Source organism: Streptococcus sanguinis (genome assembly GCF_050234405.1).
Taxonomy (GTDB): Bacteria; Bacillota; Bacilli; order Lactobacillales; family Streptococcaceae; genus Streptococcus; species Streptococcus sanguinis_W.
The window spans coordinates 1,912,622-1,936,904 of record NZ_CP092117.1 but is presented as its reverse complement, the minus strand read 5'-3'; the positions used below and the strand labels follow the sequence as shown (position 1 = coordinate 1,936,904).

Annotated in this window: 21 protein-coding genes and 1 pseudogene; 20 read left to right on the top strand and 2 right to left on the bottom strand. The window is 46.3% G+C overall.

Features of this window, described 5'->3' with window-relative positions; all coding sequences use genetic code 11:
* Nucleotides 1-159: 159 nt before the first annotated feature.
* Nucleotides 160-3,858 carry a pullulanase gene (locus tag MFP28_RS09415; RefSeq protein WP_002907205.1) on the top strand — a complete coding sequence of 1,233 codons (3,699 nt, stop codon included), beginning with the start codon at nucleotides 160-162 and terminating at the stop codon, nucleotides 3,856-3,858.
* Between the two features lie 95 nt (nucleotides 3,859-3,953).
* Here the strand turns inward: MFP28_RS09415 and MFP28_RS09410 are convergent, their stop codons facing one another.
* Together MFP28_RS09410 and MFP28_RS09405 are read right to left on the bottom strand one after the other, a co-directional pair.
* Entirely contained in the window at nucleotides 3,954-4,919 is a 966-nt protein-coding gene (locus MFP28_RS09410; RefSeq protein WP_002907204.1) for a LacI family DNA-binding transcriptional regulator, read from the bottom strand.
* On the bottom strand, nucleotides 4,900-6,354 hold the full coding sequence (locus MFP28_RS09405; protein ID WP_002907203.1) for a sucrose-6-phosphate hydrolase: 1,455 nt from the start codon (nucleotides 6,352-6,354) through the stop codon (nucleotides 4,900-4,902). The genes MFP28_RS09410 and MFP28_RS09405 overlap by 20 nt, the downstream gene beginning before the upstream one ends.
* 196 nt (nucleotides 6,355-6,550) lie before the next feature.
* On the opposite strand from MFP28_RS09405, the pseudogene MFP28_RS09400 reads away from it, so the two are divergent.
* From MFP28_RS09400 to cobK, 19 genes and pseudogenes are all read left to right on the top strand, one after another.
* Nucleotides 6,551-7,906, top strand: a pseudogene (locus tag MFP28_RS09400) (sucrose-specific PTS transporter subunit IIBC); the annotation flags it as partial.
* On the top strand, nucleotides 7,886-8,515 hold the full coding sequence (locus MFP28_RS09395) for a PTS glucose transporter subunit IIA (RefSeq protein WP_398578188.1): 630 nt from the start codon (nucleotides 7,886-7,888) through the stop codon (nucleotides 8,513-8,515). The pseudogene MFP28_RS09400 and the gene MFP28_RS09395, both read left to right, overlap by 21 nt.
* Before the next feature lie 157 nt (nucleotides 8,516-8,672).
* Entirely contained in the window at nucleotides 8,673-9,572 is a 900-nt protein-coding gene (gene scrK / locus MFP28_RS09390; RefSeq protein WP_002907200.1) for a fructokinase ScrK, read from the top strand.
* A 46-nt stretch (nucleotides 9,573-9,618) separates the two neighbouring features.
* On the top strand, nucleotides 9,619-10,029 hold the full coding sequence (locus MFP28_RS09385; protein ID WP_002907199.1) for a peptide deformylase: 411 nt from the start codon (nucleotides 9,619-9,621) through the stop codon (nucleotides 10,027-10,029).
* A gap of 78 nt (nucleotides 10,030-10,107) precedes the next feature.
* A complete protein-coding gene (locus tag MFP28_RS09380) occupies nucleotides 10,108-10,443 on the top strand; it encodes a hypothetical protein (RefSeq protein WP_002907198.1) in 336 nt (111 codons plus the stop codon).
* A 174-nt stretch (nucleotides 10,444-10,617) separates the two neighbouring features.
* Nucleotides 10,618-11,076 carry a MarR family winged helix-turn-helix transcriptional regulator gene (locus tag MFP28_RS09375; RefSeq protein WP_002907197.1) on the top strand — a complete coding sequence of 153 codons (459 nt, stop codon included), beginning with the start codon at nucleotides 10,618-10,620 and terminating at the stop codon, nucleotides 11,074-11,076.
* Entirely contained in the window at nucleotides 11,069-12,835 is a 1,767-nt protein-coding gene (locus MFP28_RS09370) for an ABC transporter ATP-binding protein (protein WP_002907196.1), read from the top strand. Before MFP28_RS09375 ends, MFP28_RS09370 begins: the two co-directional genes overlap by 8 nt.
* Nucleotides 12,825-14,582, top strand: coding sequence for an ABC transporter ATP-binding protein (locus MFP28_RS09365; protein ID WP_002907195.1), 1,758 nt, complete (start codon nucleotides 12,825-12,827; stop codon nucleotides 14,580-14,582). Before MFP28_RS09370 ends, MFP28_RS09365 begins: the two co-directional genes overlap by 11 nt.
* A gap of 300 nt (nucleotides 14,583-14,882) precedes the next feature.
* Nucleotides 14,883-16,241: a cobyrinate a,c-diamide synthase gene (locus MFP28_RS09360; RefSeq protein ID WP_002907193.1), complete on the top strand. Its 1,359-nt coding sequence runs from the start codon at nucleotides 14,883-14,885 to the stop codon at nucleotides 16,239-16,241.
* 1 nt (nucleotide 16,242) lies between these two features.
* Nucleotides 16,243-17,193, top strand: a complete 951-nt coding sequence (gene cbiB / locus MFP28_RS09355) for an adenosylcobinamide-phosphate synthase CbiB (protein ID WP_002907192.1) — start codon at nucleotides 16,243-16,245, stop codon at nucleotides 17,191-17,193.
* A 9-nt stretch (nucleotides 17,194-17,202) separates the two neighbouring features.
* Nucleotides 17,203-17,901 carry a cobalt-precorrin-8 methylmutase gene (locus tag MFP28_RS09350; RefSeq protein ID WP_002901147.1) on the top strand — a complete coding sequence of 233 codons (699 nt, stop codon included), beginning with the start codon at nucleotides 17,203-17,205 and terminating at the stop codon, nucleotides 17,899-17,901.
* Nucleotides 17,902-18,606: a cobalt-precorrin-8 methylmutase gene (locus MFP28_RS09345; protein ID WP_002901146.1), complete on the top strand. Its 705-nt coding sequence runs from the start codon at nucleotides 17,902-17,904 to the stop codon at nucleotides 18,604-18,606.
* The gene (cbiD, locus tag MFP28_RS09340; protein ID WP_002907191.1) at nucleotides 18,606-19,733 is read left to right on the top strand and encodes a cobalt-precorrin-5B (C(1))-methyltransferase CbiD; all 1,128 of its coding nucleotides are present in this window, start codon (nucleotides 18,606-18,608) and stop codon (nucleotides 19,731-19,733) included. The genes MFP28_RS09345 and cbiD overlap by 1 nt, the downstream gene beginning before the upstream one ends.
* A complete protein-coding gene (locus MFP28_RS09335; RefSeq protein WP_002907190.1) occupies nucleotides 19,724-20,356 on the top strand; it encodes a cobalt-precorrin-7 (C(5))-methyltransferase in 633 nt (210 codons plus the stop codon). Before cbiD ends, MFP28_RS09335 begins: the two co-directional genes overlap by 10 nt.
* Nucleotides 20,328-20,897 carry a decarboxylating cobalt-precorrin-6B (C(15))-methyltransferase gene (locus tag MFP28_RS09330; protein WP_002907189.1) on the top strand — a complete coding sequence of 190 codons (570 nt, stop codon included), beginning with the start codon at nucleotides 20,328-20,330 and terminating at the stop codon, nucleotides 20,895-20,897. The genes MFP28_RS09335 and MFP28_RS09330 overlap by 29 nt, the downstream gene beginning before the upstream one ends.
* The gene (locus tag MFP28_RS09325) at nucleotides 20,897-21,670 is read left to right on the top strand and encodes a cobalt-precorrin-4 methyltransferase (RefSeq protein ID WP_002907188.1); all 774 of its coding nucleotides are present in this window, start codon (nucleotides 20,897-20,899) and stop codon (nucleotides 21,668-21,670) included. The genes MFP28_RS09330 and MFP28_RS09325 overlap by 1 nt, the downstream gene beginning before the upstream one ends.
* Nucleotides 21,660-22,721 (top strand): cobalt-precorrin 5A hydrolase, encoded by a 1,062-nt coding sequence (gene cbiG / locus MFP28_RS09320; protein WP_002907187.1) that lies wholly within the window; start codon nucleotides 21,660-21,662, stop codon nucleotides 22,719-22,721. Before MFP28_RS09325 ends, cbiG begins: the two co-directional genes overlap by 11 nt.
* A gap of 79 nt (nucleotides 22,722-22,800) precedes the next feature.
* Nucleotides 22,801-23,526 (top strand): precorrin-3B C(17)-methyltransferase, encoded by a 726-nt coding sequence (gene cobJ, locus MFP28_RS09315; protein WP_002907186.1) that lies wholly within the window; start codon nucleotides 22,801-22,803, stop codon nucleotides 23,524-23,526.
* Entirely contained in the window at nucleotides 23,523-24,272 is a 750-nt protein-coding gene (gene cobK / locus MFP28_RS09310; RefSeq protein WP_002907185.1) for a precorrin-6A reductase, read from the top strand. The genes cobJ and cobK overlap by 4 nt, the downstream gene beginning before the upstream one ends.
* Nucleotides 24,273-24,283 lie beyond the last annotated feature (11 nt).

Below are 24,283 nucleotides of genomic sequence, written 5' to 3'. Positions count from 1 at the left end.
TTATCGAATCATCAAAATCCGCCCAGAGAGCATGAAGTATCTGAGTGAGAAAAACTCTTATTGAAAGCCTTTACAACTTGAAAAAGAATCGGTATAATAAATACAGAAAACGTTTGCATAGATGTTCTCTATAAGAAAAAATAAAGGAGTTTTCTGTTTATGAAAAATAACTATCACCTACAGTCTCGGATGGGAGAAAAGCGTCATTATTTCGGCATCCGTCGCTTAAAAGTAGGAGTGGCCTCTGTTGTCATTGCCTCAGTTTTCCTACTGGGGAATGCTCAGCTAGTCCAAGCGGATGAGGCGAGCACAGCCACCAGCCCAGCAACAGAAGCAGTATCTAATGCAAATGCGTCCGCCCTACCTAAGTCAGTAGATGAAGAAAAAACTGGAGAGGCAGATAGTTCAGGAGCGGGGGCTTCAGAGCAGGCAGCTCCAACTGGTATGCTAGCAGATCAAGCTCCAGCTAGTGCAGTTTCAGAAGCAGCTGGTCAAGATGCTGCAAATCCAAGTGAAAAAGACAAGCAAGAACCCGTTAGTCAGCCGCAAGCTTCAGCGAAAGAAGCTATCGAAGAGGGCAATATTCGCTTTCATTTCAAAACCTTGCCCTCACAAAATTTAGATAGCTTGGGCCTGTGGACTTGGGATGATGTTGAGACGCCTTCTAGTCAAAAGGGAGCTTGGCCGACTGGAGCGACTAGTTTTGCGACTGCTAAAGAAGATGACTACGGTTATTATCTTGATGTTAAGATGGCTGAGAAAAGAAGCAAAATCAGCCTTCTAATCAATAATACAGCAGGTCAGAATATTACGGGTGACAAGACGGTCGAGCTACTCAGTCCTCAGATGAATGAGATTTGGTTTGACACAGACTATCAACCTCATACTTACGAGCCTTTGAAAAAAGGGATGGTTCGAATCAACTACTATCGTACAGACGGCCAGTATGATAAGAAGTCGCTCTGGCTCTGGGGAGATGTCCAAAATCCAAGTAAGAATTGGCCTGACGGAGTGAACTTTGAGAAGACTGGGAAATATGGCCGCTATGTAGATGTTCCCTTGAAGGATGCTGCTAAGACGATTGGCTTCTTACTTTTAGACGAAAGCAAATCAGGAGATGATGTGAAGATTCAAAATCAGGATTATAATTTCACGAATTTGGAGAAAAACAGCCAAATTTTCTTGCGTGATGCGGATCCGACAGTTTATACCAACCCTTACTTTGCCAATGATATTCGTATGACGGGAGCCCAGCATATTGGCTTGACTGAGATTGAGGCCAGCTTTTCTACCTTAGAAAGTGCTAAAAAAGAGGACATTTTAAAGAACTTAAAGATTACAGACAAAGATGGCCATGAAGTCGCTGTTAAAGATGTGGTTCTGGCTCCTGAGACCAAAAGTGCCAAATTCATCGGTGATTTTAACCAAGCCCAGTCACCTTACCTTATCAAATATGGAAATGATCAATTCAAAACCAGCATGAACTGGCAGCTGAAGGATAGTATTTACAAGTATGATGGTGAGTTGGGAGCGCGTGTTTCTCAGGCGGGCAAACAAGTGGACCTAACTTTCTGGTCACCAAGTGCGGACCAAGTTGATTTGGTGGTCTATGACAAGGAAGATCAGAACAAGGTCCTTGGGCGCATAGCTATGCAGAAAGGTGAGTCTGGCACATGGACCAGCAGTTTGACGCCTGAGAGCGGTCTAGGAATTTCTGACTATCGTGGATATTTTTATCATTATGAAATTACTCGCGGCGGCAAAAAGTTTCTTGTGCTGGATCCTTATGCCAAGTCTTTAGCAGCTTGGAACAGTGAAGATGCGGACAAGGGGGATGCCTACAAGATTGCTAAGGCAGCCTTTGTAGATCCAAGTGAATATGGACCGAAAGACCTGACCTATGCTACTATTCCGAACTTCAAGAAGCGGGAAGATGCCTTGATTTATGAGGCGCACGTTCGTGACTTTACCTCTGATCCAGCTATTTCAAAGGATTTGAAATCTCAATTTGGAACCTTCTCAGCTTTCATTGAGAAATTAGATTATTTGAAAGACTTGGGAGTGACCCACGTTCAGCTCCTGCCAGTTCTAAGTTATTACTTTGTAAATGAGCTGAAAAATGCTGAGCGCATGGACAAGTACGCTTCTAGCAACAGCAACTATAACTGGGGCTATGACCCGCAAAACTACTTCTCGCTGACAGGTATGTACTCCAGTGCGCCGACAGATCCAGCCAAGCGCATTGAGGAATTCAAAAATCTTGTCAATGAAATTCATAAGCGCGGCATGGGCGTTATCATGGATGTGGTCTATAATCATACGGCTAAAACCTCTATCTTTGAGGATTTGGAGCCTAATTACTACCACTTTATGGATGCGGATGGTACACCGAGATCCAGCTTTGGCGGCGGCCGCTTGGGTACTACTCACTATATGAGCAGACGGGTCTTGGTGGATTCGATCAAGTACCTGACAGAGCAGTACAAGGTAGATGGTTTCCGCTTTGATATGATGGGGGACCACGATGCTGAGTCCATCCAAAAAGCTTTTGAAGAAGCTAAAAAGCTCAATCCAAATCTCATTATGCTGGGTGAGGGCTGGAAGACTTATGCAGGTGATGAAAATAAAGCTGTCCAGCCGGCTGACCAATCTTGGATGAAGTCAACAGACACGGTAGCAGTCTTCTCTGATGATATTCGCAATACCTTGAAATCAGGTTATCCAAATGAGGGAACACCAGCCTTTATCACCGGTGGCAAACGCAGTGTGGAAAATGTCTTCAAAAACATCAAGGCGCAGCCAACCAATTTTGAGGCGGATAGCCCAGGAGATGTGATCCAATACATCGCAGCCCATGATAATCTGACGCTCTTTGATATCATTGCTCAGTCAATCAAGAAAGATCCGGCAGTGGCTGCCAATTATCAAGAGATTCATCGCCGCCTGCGTCTGGGAAATCTGATGATTCTGACTTCGCAAGGGACACCATTTATCCACTCTGGTCAAGAGTACGGCCGGACCAAGCAATTCCGCGATCCCGATTATAAATATCCGGTCTCAGAAGACAAGGTTCCAAACAAAGCGCATTTGTTAACCAATGAGGACGGCACGCCGTTTGACTATCCGTACTTCATTCATGATTCTTATGATTCGAGCGACGCGGTCAACCATTTTGATTGGACCAAGGCGACTGATTCGGAGAAATTCCCTGAAAATGCCAAGAGCCGTTCCTATATGAAAGGCTTGATTGCCTTGCGGAAATCAACGGATGCCTTTACCCGCAGTTCCAAAGATGAAGTGGAGCAAAATGTGACCCTCATTACCCAGCCTGGCAAGGATGGTGTTGAGAAAGAAGACCTTGTGCTCGGTTACCAAGTAGTTGCGTCAAATGGTGATATTTATGCGGTCTTTATCAATGCAGACACCAAGGAACGACAATTCAACTTTGGTGAAGCCTACAAGCATCTAGCAGGTGCAGAGGTTGTGGCAGATGGTAATACGGCAGGAGTGACAGCCATTTCTGATCCAGCAGGTGTCACCAGAAACAGCAATGGTTTAGCCCTAGCTCCGCTGACAGCGACTATTTTGCGACTTCGAAAAGTGACCCCAGCTCAGGAAGAAAAATCTCAAGCTCCAGTAGCTCAAAAAGAGCAGCTGTCTGCCCCTTATGCAGCCAACGCTCAGCCTCAGGCTTTATCCTTGGATGGGCAAAAAACTCAGGCTTCAGAAGTAAAAGAAGCGGCTAGCCAAACAGAAAAAGCCTTGCCAAAAACCGGAACAAGCACTTCCCTGCTGGCACTTTTAGGTGGCTTCCTTGCTTTCCTGGCCGGTTTGTTAACCTTTAGAAAGAAAGAGTAATAATTGATTATTGCCCTGTGAGAAATTTTTTAGACTATGGCTAAATAAAGACGACTTCCAATAATGGATGTCGTCTTTGCTTGCTTATATCTGTGTTAAACACTCTTACCAGGCAAGAGGCTGACTGGCAGGAAATAGCCAGTTGTTTGGACTTCTTGGCCGGCAATTTTTTTGAGGAGTAGGTCTACAGAGAGACGGGCGATATCTTTCAGTGGCTGCTTGATCGTTGCCAGCTGTGGGTAGTAGTTCTCCACAAAGTAGGTGCCATCGTAGCCAATGATTTTCAAATCTTCAGGGATCTGGATGTTCAGCTCCTGTGCGACCTTCATAATTAAAATGGCTGTCAGATCGTCTGATGTAAAAATGCCATCAGGTTTGGTCTGAGTCAGAATTTGCTTGATTTCCATCTCCTTACGGACCGGTGAGAAATCACTGGAAACATTGATAATCGGTGCGTCTGGCAGGACGGAAGCAAAGCCAGCATGGCGCAGGCCGGTTGGTGAGTTGGAATTGTCATTGCCAGTTATCATGATGACGTTTTGAGCTCCGGCCTTGACCAAGGTCTGAGCCGCCAGTACTCCGCCTCCGTAGTTGTCTGAGGAAACAACTGGGATATCCGGCGAGAGATTCCGGTCAAAGGCAATGATTGGTGCTGTCACGCGATTGTAGTCCTCGATACCTAGATTGTGGCTGCCGGAAATGATGCCGTCCACCTGATTGGCTTCCAGCATCTCAAGGTATTCACGCTCCTTGTCAGAGTCATGCTCACTATTGCAGATGATGGTTTTATAGCCTTGTTTAAAGAGCTCATGCTCCAGCTTGTCAATCAATTCTGCATAAAAGACATTGCTGATATTAGGAAAAATGAGTCCAATTAGCTTGGCCGACTTTCCCTGGAGGCTGCGCGCCAGATTGTTGGGCTTGTAGGCCAATTCTCGCATGGCTGCCTCAACCTTAGAGATCGTTTTGTCGGATAAGTAGCCTTTTCTGTTGATGACGCGGGAAACAGTTGTGGGGCTGACTCCTGCTAGTTTTGCTACATCAGTTAGCTTTGCGACCATAATCTAATTCATAGTAAGTACCGGTTGGATTACCCTTGGTAATAGCAATACCTGTCTGGTCTTCTCTTGGGAAGACACGGCCGGAAAATACTTTCTCTCCTTTATTGATGAAAATTTCAAAAATCGATTTATCGATGAAGATAGTAGCACTTGTGGCTTCTTTGTCAATATCACAGCTTCGGATGGTTCCAAAGTCCAGAGCAAATGGCTCACCTGCCTGACTGCGGTCAACGATCACTTTCCCTGCCTTGAGGTCGAAGTTGATGCGTAGTCCCTTGCCATCCTTGTCTGCAAAGAGGACGATTTCATGCTCGGTGTCTGCAGCGAGATTTAGATCTAGTTCGTAGCTGTTCTTGCTTTCTGCCAGAGCAGTGAAAGGCTGTTCCTCTGCTCGCAAATCCTTGATAGAAGGCACTGGGTACTGGTAGAGCTTGCCGTCTTTCAGACTTAATTCCTTGACGAGGGAGAAGGCTCCTTGATGGTCGAAGCGGTCAGATGGGTATTCCACATCAGGCAAGCCTAGCCAGCTGACAGCGAGTGCACGACCGTCAGGTGCGTTAAAAGCTTGGGTCGCGTAGCAGTCGAAGCCATAGTCCAGATTTTGGATAGGGCTAGGATTAATCAAAGTAGCGTTACTTGTGTCAAACGATTGACCTATTTTATACATGTTTGGATAAATGTTGCCATAGTCCTGTACATCCTTAGACAAACCTTGAGGACAATAGAGCAGGACTGGTTGGTCATTGATAAAGACTAGATTAGGACACTCCATCATATAGGCTGTCTTGTCATTGGCGAAGTCTAAATCGCCGACAACTTCCCAGTTGGTATAGTCATTATCAACAGCCTTGTAAAGCTTGACATAGCCTTGTTTGTCTAGATTTTGCCCACCGACAATGGCATAGAATTGCCCTTTGTAGTTGAAAATCTGCGGATCGCGGAAGTGGTCAGTCGCTTCAGCAGGTTGTTCAATCAAGACCTTGTCAATTTTTTCCAGCTTGCCTGATTTATCTAATAGGGCACCGATTTGATAAGGATGACGTACCCAATTCTCATCACGAACATTGCCAGTGTAGAAGAGAAAGAGCTTGTCGTCAAACTGCATGGCAGAGCCAGAGTAGGCGCCGTGGCTGTCCAGAGGAGTATCTGGCAACACCCGAAGGCCAGTTTCCTTGAAGTGGACTAGGTCGTCGCTTTCCATCTGGACCCAGCACTTGAGACCGTGAGCTGCTCCGAAAGGAAAGTTTTGGTAGAAAACCACCCACTTGCCGTCAAAATAAGAAAAGCCATTGGGATCATTGAGCAGACCCGTCTGAGGCTCCACATGGTAGTTAGCCCGCCAAGGAGATTTAGCGATGTTTTCTTTGATCTGTTGTAGCTCTTCCTGAGTCCAGTCTTCATAGCGTTTGTAGCGTTTTTCAGTAGTCCAAGCCAATCTTTTGTCCTCCGAATCATATTATTTCTTATTACTATAGTAAACGTTTTCCGACGAAAAATCAACATTTAACAGTAAAAAAAATATTTTTTCTGCAAAACGCTTGACATATTTTTGAATCATGGTAAAATAATATTCGTAAAGGCGATAAAATCGCTTTCAAAAGTTAAAAATATTTATAAGGAGATTTTTGCAAATGAATAATACTGAAATTGCAAAAAAAGTCATCGAAGCCCTTGGCGGACGCGAGAATGTCAACAGTGTGGCTCACTGTGCGACTCGCTTGCGCGTGATGGTTAAAGATGAAAGTAAAATCGACAAAAATACTGTCGAAAATCTGGAAAAAGTGCAGGGTGCCTTCTTTAACTCCGGCCAGTACCAGATTATCTTTGGTACCGGTACGGTTAATAAAATCTATGACGAAGTTGTAGCCTTAGGATTGCCAACTTCATCAAAAGATGACATGAAAGCAGAAGCTGCTAAGCAAGGGAATTGGTTCCAACGCGCCATCCGTACATTTGGTGACGTATTTGTACCAATCATTCCAGTTATCGTAGCAACAGGTCTCTTCATGGGTGTGCGTGGACTCTTGAACGCTCTTGGGATGACACTTCCAGATGATGTGAAGACCTATACAGAAATCCTTACGGATACAGCCTTCATTATCTTGCCAGGTTTGGTTGTTTGGTCAACCTTCCGTGTATTTGGTGGAAATCCAGCTGTTGGTATCGTCCTTGGTATGATGCTGGTGTCTGGCTCGCTTCCAAATGCTTGGGCAGTAGCATCAGGTGGCGAAGTGACTGCCATGAAATTCTTTGGCTTCATCCCAGTTGTTGGTTTGCAAGGTTCTGTTCTTCCAGCCTTCATTATCGGGGTTGTTGGAGCTAAGTTTGAAAAAGCTCTCCGCAAGGTTGTGCCAGATGTCTTGGATCTCTTGGTGACACCATTCGTTACACTTTTGGTAATGTCTATCCTTGGACTTTTCGTCATCGGACCAGTATTCCACGTTGTTGAAAACTACATTTTGTTTGGAACAAAAGCAATCCTTGCTTTACCGTTTGGTTTAGGTGGTTTGGTGATTGGTGGAGTTCACCAATTGATTGTCGTATCAGGTGTTCACCATATCTTCAACTTGCTTGAAATTCAGTTACTCGCTACTGATAAGGTGAATCCATTTAATGCGATTATCACTGCTGCTATGACAGCCCAAGGTGCAGCGACTGTAGCTGTTGCGTTCAAAACGAAAAATCCTAAGTTAAAAGCCCTTGCTTTCCCAGCTGCTCTTTCTGCCTTCCTTGGTATTACAGAGCCAGCTATCTTCGGGGTTAACTTGCGTTACCGCAAACCCTTCTTCCTTTCATTGATTGCTGGTGCAATTGGTGGTGGCTTGGCATCTCTCCTTGGACTTGCTGGTACTGGTAATGGTATCACTATCATTCCAGGTACAATGCTTTATATCGGTAATGGACAACTCTTCCAATATCTCTTCATGGTAGCTGTATCATTTGCTCTTGGATTTGCATTGACTTATATGTTTGGTTTTGAAGATGAGAAAGATGAGTGGCAAGATAAAATGACAGATGTTTTATCAAAAGCTTCAATCCCTAGCGTTGCTTTGAGAGTTGCTCTTGATAAAAAAGATGAAAAAGCTGTAACTGAAAAACTGGTCGAAGAAGAAACAACTGGTAATGTGCCAGCTTCCCTCCAAGACGAAACAATTATTTCTCCAATTATTGGTCAGGCAGTAGCTTTGAGCGATGTTGATGATCCTGTTTTCTCTAGCGGAGCGATGGGACGAGGAATTGCTATCAAGCCTAGCGAAGGTGTGGTTTATGCTCCGGCCGATGCAGAAGTTACGATTGCATTCGCGACTGGCCATGCTTATGGTTTGAAGACAGCTAATGGTGCTGAAATTCTGATTCACGTCGGAATCGACACAGTGTCTATGGGCGGCGAAGGTTTTGACCAAAAGGTTGCTCAAGGTGACAAGGTCAAAGCTGGCGATGTTCTGGGAACATTTGAAGCTGAGAAAATTGCAGCTGCTGGTCTGGATGATACGACTATGGTTATCGTTACCAACACAGCTGACTATGCTTCTGTGACTCCAGTAGCAGAAGGAGCACTTGCTAAAGGCGACGCAATTATTGAAGTGAAAGCCTAATGGAATTTAGAAAACGAACAAAAGTTGATTTGTTCGTTTTTTCTAATAACGTAAGTCTATCTATAAGAGTGTCATAAGGAAAGTTTTTGGCAAATAGTCTGCAAGAGATATGCTATAATGAATAGAGTAGAAATCAAATTTTAAAAGAGGATTTATAATGACAAAATTGTATGGAAGTTTGGAAGCGGGCGGCACTAAGTTTGTCTGTGCTGTAGGCGATGAACGATTTGAAGTTGTTGAAAAGACACAGTTTCCAACGACCACGCCTATTGAAACGCTAGACAAGACGATTGAGTTCTTTTCTCGTTTTGATAATCTAGCTGGTCTGGCTGTAGGCTCTTTTGGGCCGATTGATATTGACCCTAACTCAAAGACTTACGGCTTTATCACGACTACGCCTAAGCCGCATTGGGCTAATGTAGATATTGTTGGCGCTCTGCGCCGGGCTCTCAATGTGCCAATTTACTTCACGACGGATGTCAATAGCTCAGCTTATGGTGAAGTGGTAGCTCGCAACAATGCTGGCGGCCGTATTGAAAATCTGGTCTATTATACGATTGGGACAGGAATCGGTGCTGGCGCTATCCAGCGAGGCGAATTTGTAGGGGGGACAGGACACCCAGAGATGGGGCATTATTATGTAGCTAAGCACCCTATGGATGTGGAAAAAGAGTTCAATGGCGTTTGTCCTTTCCACAATGGCTGTTTGGAAGGATTGGCGGCTGGACCAAGCTTAGAGGCACGGACCGGAGTTCGTGGGGAAAACATTAAACTCAATAGTTCTGTCTGGGATATTCAAGCTTACTATATCGCTCAGGCGGCTATTCAGGCGACAGTGACTTTCCGTCCAGATGTCATCGTCTTTGGTGGCGGAGTTATGGCTCAGCAGCACATGCTGGATCGAGTTCGTGAGAAATTCACAGTTCTTCTGAATGGCTATTTGCCAGTTCCTGATGTTCGTGACTATATCGTGACACCGGCTGTGGCTGGAAATGGCTCCGCAACGCTGGGCAACTTTGTACTGGCTAAAGAAGTTAGTGAACGCCACGCAAAATAAGCCTATAGGGTCTGATTTATCAGGCTCTTCTCTATGAGGGAAAGCAATGGAAAAAGCAATTGTCAAAGATATTTTCTTTCTGCAGCAGCTGTCTGAGCGGGCTAGCAGAGAAGACCTTTATCTGGCTCAAGACTTGCAGGATACTCTGCAGGCCAATCGAGAAAACTGTATAGGGCTCGCAGCAAATATGATTGGTGTCCGTAAGCGGGTCATTATCTTTCTATATGGCTTGGTGCCGGTAGTCATGTTTAATCCGGTGCTGCTCTCTAAGTCAGGCCCTTATAAGACAGAAGAGGGCTGCCTGTCCTTGGTTGGAAGCCGTCCCACTCAACGTTATCAGGAAATCACAGTCGATTATCTGGATAAACATTGGCAGCAGCAGACCATGACCTTGAAAGGCCTGCCTGCCCAAATCTGCCAGCATGAATTGGATCATTTGGAAGGGGTTATCATTTAGAAAAATTTGACAAAATTGCAAAAAATGTCTAAAATTAGAGATAATTAGCAGAATAATATTGAAGGAGGCAAGATGTAAATGAAAACAAAAACTTTAGCACTGATAAGCGGTCTGGTTGGTTTGATTGGAGGGACTATTTTGCTGCTCTCGAATATCTTTTTTGTTCCTTTTTCAGCCCTACTAGGTGATTCTGGCCTGAATTTACTGGGAGCGGTGATTAAATTGGCAGCTCTGGGCTTGGGAATTACTTCCTTGGCTTATTACAAAGGTCAAATGCGTTTCAGTGTCGCAGCGGGCGTCCTCCTTATCGTCGGAAGCAGCAACATCGCGCCCATTCCATTTATAGGCTGGATTGCAGGCATTCTCCTTATCATTGGAGGGTCTCTATTCCTCGCTTCTTCTTCAAAATTTTAATGCGGGACCAATCAATTTTTAGGCTGTTTGTCAGTTTGAAAGGAAGGGTGAAGAAATTTTCTTCGCTTTTTTTCTTGTTGAAAAAATAGTTCTCATGGAAACTTTTTTCTTGACTTTCTTTTTTCTTGTGTTAAAATAGTTCTCACGAAAACTATTTTTACAAAGGATACAGGTATGGATAAGCCTTTACTGGAATTGAAGCGTTTTGGACGAAAGATTCATCTCATAGCGGAAAAGCTTGCCAAGGAGCAAGGGATTGAGTCCATGGCTGGGCCTCAGGGGCAGGTCTTGCATATTGTCGCCTGTCGTATGGAAGAGGGGAAGGATACCCTTATCAAGGATATTGAGCAGGAGTTGGATATTTCCAAATCGGTGGCCTCTAACTTAATGAAAAGGATGGAGAAGAATGGCTTTATCCAGCTGGAAGCGAGCAAGACAGACAAGCGGGCTAAATATATCCGTCTCACTCCGCAGTCGCAGGAAAGAATGAAAAAAATCCGTGACTTTTTTGATGAAATGAACCTTTCTATTTTGAATGGTGTTTCTGAGCAGGAACTGCTGATTTTTTCTCAAGTCATGGCCAAGTTTTATCAGAATATCGAAAGTTTAGAAAATGGAGGGAAAGATGTTTAAGTTATTTAAACGGCTGACGGTAAGGGAAGTGAGCATGATTGTTCTCAGTGTGCTCTTCACCTTCCTAACGGTATATCTGGAATTAGAAGTTCCAACCTATATTTCGACGATTACAGAGTTGCTGCAAACACCAGGGACTGGTTTGGCAGATTTGTGGGAGCCAGGTCTGAAAATGATCGGCCTGTCTTTTGCTAGCTTGCTGTCAGCTATTGTGGTTGGCTTTTTTGCCGCTCGTATAGCAGCCAGCTTTACCCAGAGCTTGCGGAGCGATATTTTCAACCGTGTGCTAGACTATTCGCAGACGGAGATTAAGAAATTTTCAATCCCTAGTCTGCTGACTCGGACGACAAATGATATTACCCAGGTACAGACCTTAATTACCATGGGGCTTCAGGTGGTGACCAGGGGACCGATTATGGCGATTTGGGCCATGACCAAGATTATTGGCAAGTCCGAGAACTGGCTGATAGCAGTTCTTATTGCTGTTATAGTCAATATCCTGCTGACAGTAGTTTTGGTTACACTGGCCTTTCCCAAGCAGTCAGTTGCGCAGCGCTTGATCGATAAGCTAAACAGCGTCACTAGAGAGAGTCTGACTGGGATTCGCGTGGTCCGGGCTTATAATGCTGAGGACTATCAGGATGAGAAGTTTGCGACGGCTAATGATGAAGTGACTCGTCTTAACCTCTTCATTAATCGTCTGATGGCCATGATGAATCCAGTTATGATGGGGATTTCTAGCGGTTTGACACTGGCGATTTACTGGATTGGTGCTTATTTGATTCAGGAGGCTGGACTGCAGGAGCGCCTACCACTCTTCAGTGATATGGTCGTCTTTATGTCCTATGCTATGCAGATTGTGATTGGGTTCTTGCTCATGGGTGCCCTCTTCATCGTCCTGCCTCGGACCATTGTATCCGCTGGCCGGATTAATGAAGTGCTGGACCTGCATTCTTCTATCACCAGTCCAGAACAGCCTGAGGCAGCAGCAGATAGCAAGGGAGAAGTGGTCTTTCGAGATGTGTCCTTCCGCTATTCCAAGAATTCAGAAGCGGTCATTGAGCATGTTAGCTTTACAGCGCAGGCTGGTGATACCGTGGCCTTTATCGGTTCAACCGGTTCAGGGAAATCTACTCTTGTCAATCTCATCCCTCGTTTCTACGATGTAACTGAAGGAGAGATTTTGGTAGATGGCGTCAATGTTCAGGATTACCAGCTGGAAGATCTGCATAGTAAGGTCGGCTACATCCCGCAAAAGGCTGTGCTTTTCTCTGGCGATATCGAGAGCAATCTGGACTTCGGTCAAAGCAAAGAAAGCCCGCTGGATGAGCAGAAAATGTGGGAGGCTCTTGATCTAGCACAGGCTAAGCCCTTTGTCCAAGAGAAGGAAAAAGGGCTGAAAGCAGAAGTGGCTCAAAGCGGGACCAACTTCTCTGGTGGCCAGCGTCAGCGTTTGGCCATTGCCAGAGCCTTGGCTCGTAAGCCAGAAATCCTCATCTTTGATGATTCCTTCTCAGCCCTAGACTATAAGACAGACCGCATTTTGCGCAAGGAACTGGCTGAGCGGACGCAGGATATGACTAAGCTGATTGTGGCACAGCGGATTTCTACTATCATGGATGCGGATCAAATCTTGGTCTTGGATGCTGGTAAGGTGGTTGGTCAAGGTACCCACCGAGAGCTTTTGGCTAGCAACGAAGTCTATCAAGAAATTGCCTACTCACAACTATCCAAGGAGGAATTAGAAAATGGAAAATAAGAAGCCTTCATTATTTAGCCAGATACGGCCTTATCTCAAAGGCTTCCAGCTTCCTCTTGCTTTGGCATTTGTGGGAGCTGTCTTGTCAAACATTATCACAGTCTATGGGCCAAATAAATTAAAAGAAATTACTAATCTCATTTCTGATGGTCTGGCTACCAGCATTGATTTAAAAGCTGTGTCTGAGATTGCCCTTCTGCTGACCGTGCTCTATGCAGTCGGAGCCTTGCTCAACTACGGCCAGTCCTTTATCATCAGTACGGTTATCCAGTATTTCTCTAAGCGGCTGCGGACGGCTATTGCAGAGAAGATAAATAAGCTGCCGTTGGGCTATTTCGATGGTCATTCTCAGGGGGATACTCTGTCGCGCGTGACCAATGACGTAGATACGGTCGGCCAATCCCTCAACCAGAGTCTGGGGAATGTTATCTCTGCTAGCCTGCTCTTGGTGGCTGTGGTTTTGACCATGTTCTTTATGAACTGGATCTTGGCCTTGGTAACCATCTTGGCTACTATACTCGGTTTTGTCTTTGTCGGTCTCATCATGGGCAAGTCCCAGGGCTATTTCACCGCTCAGCAAAACGATCTGGCGGCTGTCAACGGTTATGTAGAGGAAATGTACTCCGGTCATAATGTCGTTACCAGCTATAATGCTATTGAGCAGTCTAAGGAGCGCTTTGCAGTTCTCAATCACAATCTCTATAACAGTATTTGGAAGTCTCAATTTATCTCTGGCATGATGATGCCGCTCATGTTCTTTACGGGGAATTTTGCTTATGTGCTGGTTATTTTGGTCGGTGCTGCTCTGGCGATTAATGGCTCTATTAGCATCGGAATTATCGTCGCCTTTATGGTTTATGTGCGGACCTTCTCTCAGCCTTTGTCACAGATTGCCCAAGGTATCACTGTCTTGCAGCAGGCTGGTGCAGCACTGGTTCGTGTCCTTGAATTTCTGGCTGAGCCTGAGATGGAAGACGACCAGCATAAAGAGCGGCAGCTTGCTGCTGTCAAGGGAGATGTTGCCTTTGAAGATGTCTTCTTCGGTTACAAGCCAGACCAGACGATTATTCATGATTTCTCAGCCCAGGCCAAAGCCGGACAGAAGATTGCCATTGTCGGCCCGACGGGTGCTGGTAAGACGACCATCGTTAATCTGCTCATGAAGTTCTATGAAATTAATAAAGGGCGTATCAGCATTGACGGTATAGATATTAAGGATATGAAGCGCTCTGAGGTTCACGATGCCTTTTCAATGGTCTTGCAGGATACCTGGCTCTTTGAGGGGACGATTCGGGAAAACTTGATTTACAATCAGGAGCATGTGACTGATGAAGCAGTTGTTGCTGCAGCGAAGGCAGTCGGTGTTCATCACTTTATCATGACTCTGCCGCAGGGCTATGATACAGTGCTGGATGACACGGTCAACTTATCGGTTGGTCAGAAGCAGCTGCTGACGATCGCTCGTGCTCTGCTGAAAGATGCGCCGCTCTTGATCTTGGATGAGGCAACTTCGTCAGTCGATACGCGGACGGAGGAGCTGATTCAAAAGGCTATGGACAAACTCATGGAAGGCCGGACTTCTTTTGTCATTGCCCACCGTCTGTCTACTATCCGTAATGCGGATCTTATCTTGGTCATGCGCGATGGAAATATCATCGAGCAGGGTAACCACGATGAACTCATGGCTCAGAATGGCTTCTATGCGGACCTCTATAATAGTCAGTTTGTAGAGGAAGATGCAGGTTGATGCTCAAATAAAACATCAGGAATGTTCGTTTTTCTGATGTTTTTTTAAATTTAACAGAATTGTAAAAAATGCTCAATTTTCAGTGAACACGCTCTAAAATCCTGACTTTTTTCGCAGATGCTCTATCAAAAACTTGACAGTTCTTATGCTTTATATTAAAATAAATTTAATATAAGAACTGGAAGCGAACACAACGGGGTGTTTGCTCTACATATAAGTGAGCAACGGTGCTACAAAAAAAATAAAAATTCCTTATTTTTTTTGTAGTACTTTTTTTATCAGCGAATCTGGAGTAAAGCGATGAAGCAATTTATGCTGGCTGGTGTTTCCAGCGGTGTCGGAAAGACAACAGTTACCCTAGGGATTTTGAAAGCTCTGGCAGACAGAGGTTATCAGGTCCAGCCTTATAAGGTAGGACCTGATTATATTGATACAGCTTATCATAGTCGGATTACCAAGCGACCGTCGCGGAATGTGGATAGCTTTATGATACCGGACGAACAGAGTCTGGCTTGGTCCTACTATAAATGGCATGGAGATGCTGATGTGGCAGTGGTCGAAGGAGTCATGGGGCTCTTTGATGGTCTGGGAACAGACAAGGACTGCGCGTCTTCTGCTTCTGTTGCTAAGAAATTGGGCATTCCGGTTGTCTTGATTATTGATGGGAAGGCGACATCCACCTCAGCAGCTGCTATGGTCCATGGCTTTGCGACTTTTGATCCGGATTTGGATATTGCTGGGGTCATTATCAATCGGGTAGCTTCACAGAACCACTATGAACTCATCAAGGGCGCCATTGAGCGTTACACGGATGTCGAAGTGCTGGGTTATCTGCCTAAGAATGCAACTGCAGAGCTGCCATCGCGCCATCTGGGTCTAATCCCTGACGTAGAAATGGATGATTTGGATCGTCGATTTGAGGAGTTAGGAGCGGCAGCAGCCAAGCATATAAATCTAGATAGGCTGCTGGAAAAGGCAGAACTTCCCGATAAGCAGATGGCCAATCCTTTTCATATTCGAAACGATCAGCCCTTGACTTTGGCTTATGCTTTTGATGATGCTTTCCACTTTTACTATGAAGATAACCTGGACTTTTTAAGAGAGCTCAATGTCCAGCTGGTGTCTTTCAGCCCTCTGAAAGATAAGGAACTGCCAGCAGCAGATGCATATTATTTTGGTGGCGGTTTTCCAGAAGTCTACGCTCAGGAGCTGATGGCAAATGCTGACTTCCGAGCTTCGGTTAAGAAAGCTCACGAGCAAGACCGGCCAATCTACGCAGAATGCGGCGGACTCATGTATCTGGGAGAGATACTGGAAGTAGATGAGCAGGTCTATGAAATGGTTGGAATTTTCAGGGGCAAGAGCCTGATGACCCCCGGCCTGAAAAGCTTTGGCTACTGCCAAGCAGAAACGCAGGTAGACAGTCTTTTTGGCCCTAAAGGTACAGCGGTCAGGGGACATGAGTTTCACCATTCGGTCTTTGAGACGGAGGAAGATACGGTCCTCAAGCTAGAGAAAGCCAGAGACGGTCAGGTCGTAGCTGCTTGGACAGGCGGTTATCAAAAGGGCCGGACCTTTGCCAGCTACCTGCATGTTCATTTTTATCAGGATGAGCAGCTGCTGGCCAACTGGCTGAACTATATCAAAGAGGCGAACTGATATGACACTCATTGCAATTTTTTTGGCCGTCTTACTGGACTGGCTCATTGGCGACCCCTATAGCTGGCCTCATCCAGTCAAGTGGATGGGTTTCTATATTTATTTATGTATGCGTTTGCAGGAGAAAAGGCAGTTTTCGCCCTATCTGTTTGGCTTTTTCCTCTGGCTGACAACAGTTGGACTGGCGCTGGGAGTGACCTACGGGTTGCTCTGGTTGGCTGGTCTGGTCCATCCCGTCCTCTACTGGATTGTCTGGATCTATCTGGCCTATGCCAGCCTGGCGGCTAAAAGTCTAGCTTTTGAGGCCCAAAAGGTTTACCATACGCTCAAGTTTGGCACTTTGGAAGAAGCTAGAAAGCAAGTTGGCATGATTGTCGGCCGTGAAACTTCCCAGCTGACTCCAGAGGAAATCAGCAAGGCGACGATTGAGACGGTGGCCGAAAATACCAGTGACGGGGTTATCGGCCCTCTGCTCTGCCTTTTTCTGGGCGGCCCCATCTTAGCCATGACCTATAAGGCCATCAATACCTTGGACTCCATGGTAGGCTATAAGACGGAGAAATACCGCAAAATCGGCTTGATATCTGCCAAGATGGATGATTTGGCCAATCTGATTCCTGCACGTTTGACTTGGCTTTTCTTGGTTCTCAGTAGTCAGATTTTACTGCTGGATTTCAAGGGAGCCCTGCGGATTGGCTGGCGGGATCGCTACCAGCATGCCAGTCCCAACAGTGCTTTTTCGGAGGCAGTTGTGGCTGGAGCTCTGGGGATTCAGCTGGGCGGACCGCACATCTATCACGGAGAGCTGATTGAGAAACCGACCATTGGAGAGGATTCCAGACCGGTTGAGGCGGATGATATTCAGACGGCGATCTCTCTGCTTTATACAAGCACCATGACAGGTTTAATTTTGTTCACTCTTTTTTATTTAGTAATGCAAGCATATTTCTAGGAGTATACTATGACATATATCCAAAACCCTTCCTCTATTGAGGAAAAGAGCTTTCAAATTATTCAGTCTATGATTACTGAAAAAGACCCTGATTATGTCTTCCATTCGGAAATGGAAGAATCCATTATTAAGAGGGCTATCCATACGACAGGAGATTTCGATTATCTCTATACTATGCGCTTTGAGCATGATGTCCTTAAAAAAATAGAAGAAGTAATCAGAGCTAAGGGGACCATTCTGCTGGACTCTAATATCTCTCTCAATGGGATTAACAAGCGCGTGCTGGACCAGCTGGGTGTGAGCTATCGCTGTTTAATTAGTGATGAAGAAGTGGTTGCGCTGGCCAAGGAAAAGCAAATTACCAGAGCTATGGCAGCAGTTGAGATAGCAGCTAAGATTGAAGGGCCTAAAGTGTTTGCTTTTGGTGGTGCTCCGACGGCTTTATCTTACCTGATTGAGCTGGCGGAGCAGGGACTGGTAGAAGCGGATGCAGTGATTGGGGTTCCAGTCGGCTTTATCAATGTCGAAGAATCCAAAGAAGAACTGCTTCAGTCAGGTCTTCCTGCCCTTGTCAATCTCGGCAGAAAAGGTGGCAGCACGATTGTAGTAGCCATTATCAATGCCATTATCTATCAGCTGAGAGAAGTGGTGACGGACGACTATGTCCGCTACTCTACACCATCCAGTAAAGAAGGAGGAAAGAACTAGATGTCCTATCTAAAAGCAGCGCACAAGATTGAAGAAGCTAGTTTCAGCAAGATTCAGGAAATTATTGACCAAGAGCATCCAGATATTCATTTTTCGGATCCTTTTGAAGAGGCAGTGCTCAAGCGGGTTGTCTTTACTAGTGCAGACTTTGACTACCTCTACAATATCAAGTTTTCCAATCAGGTTATTGAGAAAATCCTCTATGTCCTCCGAAACAAGGGCACCATTTTTACGGATACGACCATGGTCTTGGGTGGTTTTAATAAGAAATTGCTGGATGATCTAGGTGTTTCTTATCGCTGTCTGGTCAATGAGCCAGCAGTCTTTCAGGAAGCTAAGGAAAAAGGAATTACTCGCTCCATGGCCGCTGTAGAATATGCAGCTAAAGTGGATGGTCCAAAACTTTTTGTCTTCGGGAATGCTCCAACGTCCATCTTTAAGGTTTTGGATATGGTCGAAGAGGGAAGCTTGCAGCCGGATGCAGTTGTCGGAGTTCCAGTTGGCTTTGTTGGAGCGGCAGAATCCAAGCTCAAACTGCATGAAAGTTCGGTGCCTTCTATCGCGGCACTGGGTCAAAAGGGCGGCAGTACCATCGCAGCAGCTGTGGTCAATGCCATTCTCTACCAGCTCAAGCTCGACACTACGGACTATGAGCGTTACAGTGTTTCAGATAAAAAGCAGGCTCCGGAGAAAGGAGAGGGCTAATGATGGATGAATACGCTTATGTCAATGGAAAGAAATTAAGAAAAGGTTTTACAACTGGTACTTGTGCGACGGCGGCGACCGTTGCAGCCTTGAGCATGATCTTAAATCAGGAAAGGGAAGAAAAGGTTACTGTTCGTACGGCTTCAGGTGTGGAAGTGACCATGGATGTTCACAATCCTTCCTTTGGACCAGAAGAAGCGACAGCGGCCATTGAAAAAGATGGCGGCGACGATGCAGATGCGACGCACGGCCTCTTGATTTATTCGACCGTGACCCTTCTGCCAGATCAGACGGAAATCGAGATTGACGGTGGTCAGGGAGTCGGGCGTGTGACTGAGAAGGGGCTGGCCTGCGATGTCGGCATGGCAGCCATCAATCCAACTCCTAGACGGATGATTGAGCAGCATGTCCGTGAGATTATCGGTCCCAACTGTGGAGCACGGGTTATCATTTCCGTTCCCGGAGGAGAAGAAACGGCCAAGCTGACCTACAATTCCAGATTAGGTATTGTCGGTGGCATTTCAATCTTAGGAACGACAGGGATTGTCAATCCTATGTCCGAGGACAGCTGGAAGGCATCCATCACGATTGAGTTAACCATGCTCTACAATCAAGGACATCGTTCAGTCGTCTTGGTGCCGGGGAATTACGGTGAAGATTTTGCTACTAATACTGTGGGGATTCCAGCTGGGCGCATCGTCAATATGAGTAACTTTGTCGGCCACGTCCTCAAAGAAGTGCAGCGGATTGGCTTTACCAAGGTTTTGATGATCGGTCACATGGGCAAGTTTGTCAAAGTGGCGGCTGGGATTTTCTCTACCCACAGCAAGGACTCGGATGCTCGTATGGAAACGCTGGTGGCTAATCTAGCCCTGATGGGGGCGCCTATGGAGCTGCTGGAAAAGGTTGACAAGTGCTTGACGACCGAGGCAGCTGGGACAGCCATTAAAGAATTTTCTTATGAGGGGGTCTATCAGGTCTTGGCAGATAAGATCAAGGCTAGAAGTGAGCGTCTGCTCCGCTATCGTAAGCCAGAAGTCAGTATTGAAGTGGTCGTCTTTGGGACTGAGGAAGGCTACCTGGCATCAACTCAGCCTTTAGAGCAGATAAAGGAGGAATGGACATGATTTATGTTATCGGAATTGGTCCGGGAGATCCGAGCTATGGTCTTCTGGGGCAGGAAGCCTATTTTGAAAAGGCTGACCGCATTTTGGGCAGTGAACGCCATCTGGAAATTTTACCGCTGGCTTATCGGGACAAGGGCCTGGTCCCTCCTAAAAAATTGGCTGCGTTAGCAGAATTGCTGGAGAGCTTTGGTGAGGATGAAGAAATTTTATATCTGGCCTCAGGCGATCCCCTGATTTACGGCTTGGGCAAATGGCTGTCAGAGAAGTTCAAGGGGCGTGTGGTTATCTCGCCTGGTATCAGCGCCATGCAGTATCTGGCCAGCAGAATTGCCCTGCCTATGAACGACGCTTATCTGACGAGCAGTCATGCTAAGGTGCCTAACTTTGACTTGATTATGAGTCTGTCAAAAGTCTTTATGGTGACGGATCAGAAAGTAGGCCCCTACGAGATTGCTCAAGAGGCCGTTAAAAGAGGCTTAGATAAGGTGTTGGTCATCGGTGAGCAGCTGAGTTATGAAGACGAGCGTATTACCATTCTGCCTGCGAGTGAGGTAGAAGATAGAGAATATGAAATGAATGTGGTGGTGGTGTTAGATGAGGGATTCGGAATTTATCAGGGCTAAAGTCCCTATGACTAAGGAAGAAGTCAGAGCCATCAGTTTGGATAAGTTGGAGCTGCATCGGGCCAAGCGCATGCTGGATGTCGGCTCTGGCACTGGCAGTGTTACGATTCAGGCAGCCCGAACCTATCCAGAACTGGAAGTGGTGGCAGTGGAGCGCAATGAAGACGCGGTGGCTTTGACGCAGGAGAATATCCAGCACTTTGGCTGCCACAATGTCCGTCTCCATCAAGGACTGGCTCCGATTGAGCTGGAAGGCAGCTTTGATGCCATCTTTGTCGGAGGGACTGGGGGCAATATGCAGGAGATTTTTGACTGGTGTGCCCAGCTCATGGAGCCGGGCGGTCGGTTGGTCTTGAACTTTATCCTGCTGGAGAATGCTCTGGAAGCAGCTCAAATAGCGGAGCAGATGGATTGGGAGGATCTAGAGATTGTCTCGATTCAGGCTAGCCGCTGGACAGCTATAGGCAAGGGGCACTACTTCAAGCCTCAGAATCCGACCATTATCGTTTCCTGTAAGAAAAAAGAAAGAGAGGCTAATTGATGTCCAAAGTACATTTTGTTGGAGCAGGCCCAGGTGATGTGGAGCTGATTACGCTCAAAGGTTACAAGCAGCTGTCTGAGGCTGATGTGGTCATTTACGCAGGCTCCTTGGTCAATCCAGACCTGCTGAACTACTGTAAGGAAGGGGCTGAGATTCATGATAGCGCCAGCATGCACTTGATGGAAATCATCGATGTCATGGAAGCTGGAGTCAAGGCTGGTAAAGATGTAGTTCGCCTGCAGACGGGAGATTTCTCCATCTACGGCTCCATTCGAGAGCAGATCGAAGAGATGAAGAAGCGCGACATAGAGTTTGACTGTACGCCGGGCGTTAGCTCTTTTCTGGGAGCTGCTTCCAGTATCGGGGCGGAGTATACCGTACCGGAGGTTTCTCAAAGCCTCATCATCACTCGGATGGCCGGCCGGACGCCTGTGCCAGATCGGGAATCCCTGAAAAGCTATGCTCAGCATCGGACCTCTATGGCTATCTTCCTGTCTGTTCAAGGCATTGGAAAGGTCGTCAGTGAGCTGATCGAGGGTGGCTATCCTCCAGAAACGCCTGTGGCGGTCATTTACAAGGCTACTTGGCCGGATGAAAAGAAGGTCTTTGGCGATTTGACAAACATTGCTGAGAAAGTCAAGGAAGCTAAGATTAGAAAGACAGCTTTGATTTTGGTCGGTGACTTTTTAGGTCAGGAATTCTACTATTCCAAGCTCTACCATGCAGATTTTCAGCATGAGTTCAGACGGGGGAAGAGCAGCCATGCCAAGTGATTCTCAAGCCCGCTACGCAATCGCAACAGTGACAGCAGTCGGCAAGGACTTGGCTCTGACTATGCGAGAAAAGCTAGGCAAGGAAATCCCTATCTATACGACACCTCGATTGGCAGATGACAGGGTCATTGCCATCGAAGGACGAGTGATTGAGGCACTTGGTCAGCTCTTTCAGGAAGTGGATGTTCTCATTTGTATCATGGCTATCGGGGCAGTTGTGCGAGCTATTGCACCAGTCTTGAAAGACAAGGCGAGCGACCCAGCAGTGGTGGTCATGGATGAGAAAGCGACGAATGTCATCAGCCTGCTGAGCGGACATCTAGGCGGAGCCAATCAAGTGACGCTAGACATCGCAGAATTGCTCGGTTCAAATCCTGTTATCACGACAGCAACAGATGTGCAAAATGTGACAGCCTTGGACAATCTGGCTCAGTCGGTCAATGGCTGGCGGCCGGAATTGAGAGAATTCATCAAACCTTTCAACAGCTATCTAGGAAGCGGCCGAAAAGTCTACTTCTATCAGGAAAAGGACTGGGTTACGGACCTCCGCGGTCTGACTCTGGTGGATGAGGAAGAACTTGCGGCTGTTCTCAAAGGAAGGGAACCGCTGATTCTGCTGACTTCAGAAAAAAAGGACATTCAAAGAGAAAATCTGGCTCTCATCTATCCTCAACCCTATATCTTAGGAGTTGGCGCGAGAAAGGATGTGGCTCCAGCTGTCTTCCGAGAAGGCTTTGAGGAATTTTGTCAGCAGCAAGGGATTTCTGCCAGTGAGATTTCCAAAATCGTCAGCATTGATGTCAAGAAGGACGAAGCAGCCATTCTGGCCTTGGCTGAGGAATTGGGCTGTCCCTTTGAGACCTTTAGTAAGGAGGAGCTGTCTGTTGTAGCAGACCGCTATCCTCAGTCAGAATTTGTCAAAAAGACAGTCGGGGTCGGCAGTGTCGCCTTGGCTAGCGCAGATTTGGCCAGTCAGGGTCAAGTCCTGACAGAGCGCTTTGCCAAGAACGGCTGTACCTATGCGCTTGCAAAAGCAATAACCAAAAAGTAAATCAAAAGAAAAAGCAGATGGTCCTATGAACCAACTGCCCTTATAAAATTTTATCATACCCATAAAGGAGAAAAAATATATGTTATACGTTATCGGATTAGGCCCAGGTAAAGAAGAATTGATGTCACAAGAAGCATTGGCTGCTATAGCAGATTGTGAAATTATCGTCGGCTACTCGACTTATATGCGGTTGATTCTTGATTTGGTCAAGGACAAGGAGCTCGTAGCGAATGGTATGCGTCAGGAAATCGACCGTTGTCAAAAGGCTATTGATTTGGCTAGAGAGACTGGTAAAAATGTCGGAGTTGTTTCCAGTGGAGATGCCGGAGTCTATGGAATGGCTGGCTTGATTTTAGAATTGCTGGGAGATGCCAGTGATGTAGAAGTTAAGGTGGTTCCAGGTATTACAGCTAGTCTGGGTGCTGCTGCAGCTATGGGAGCTCCCCTCATGAACGACTTCTGTCACATCAGTCTGAGTGATTTGATGACGCCTTGGGAAATGATTGAGAAGCGTCTGCATGCCGCAGCTCAAGGTGACTTTGTTGTCTGCCTCTATAACCCTCGGAGTAAGGGACGTCCAGACCATTTGGCAAAAGCACTTTCTATCATGTCTGAGTATAAGGCAGAGGATACTATTGTCGGTATCGGTAAGGACATTGGCCGTAAGGATGAGGAAATCATCTTGACGACTATCAAAGACTTGGATGAAACTTTGGTAGATATGACGACAATCGTTATCGTTGGTAACAAAGAAACTTATGTTAAAAACGGACGCATGATTACACCTCGAGGATATACTTTATGATGAAATTACTGCTGGGAGGGACATCCGACAGCACCGCTATTTTAGAAGTGCTTGACCGCATGAAGATTGATGTAACAAGCTCTGTTGTCACAGACTATGGTCGGCACTTGGCTTCCAAATTCGGCCAGCCGGTCATTCAGGGCCGGCTGACAGCCGAGGATATGGTTGCCTTTATCAAAGAAAATGATGTGGATGAAATCATTGATGCAACCCATCCTTTTGCGGATATCGTTTCCAAGGAAGCCATTCGGGCGGCAGAGATGGCCGGTGTATCTTACCTGCGCTTTGAGCGTCAGGCGACCTTGGATTTGAGCGGAGCCATCGTGGTGCATTCTACCCAAGAAGCGATTGAAGAGATTGCCAAGCGCGGCTACAAGACAGTCTATCTGGGAACAGGCAGCAAGACCCTGCCGCTCTTTGTCAAGGGCCTGCCAGAGCAGCGGATTGTCGTTCGCGTTCTGCCGACTTCGGAAGTGCTTCTGGCTTGTGAGCAGCTAGGACTGGTAGCGGATCAGATTGATGCGATCAAGGCTCCATTTTCCAAAGAGTGTAATAAAGAGCTCTTACTGCGTTCCGGAGCAGATGTCTTTGTTTCCAAGGAGAGCGGTACCGTCGGCGGTATTCGTGAAAAGATTGATGGCTGTCAAGAGCTGGGGATGGACTGCATTATCATCTCTCGGCCGATTGTGGCCTATCCGCAGATGGTTTCTAACTTAGAAGAGTTAGAGGCTTATCTGACAAAATAGCTAATAAAAGG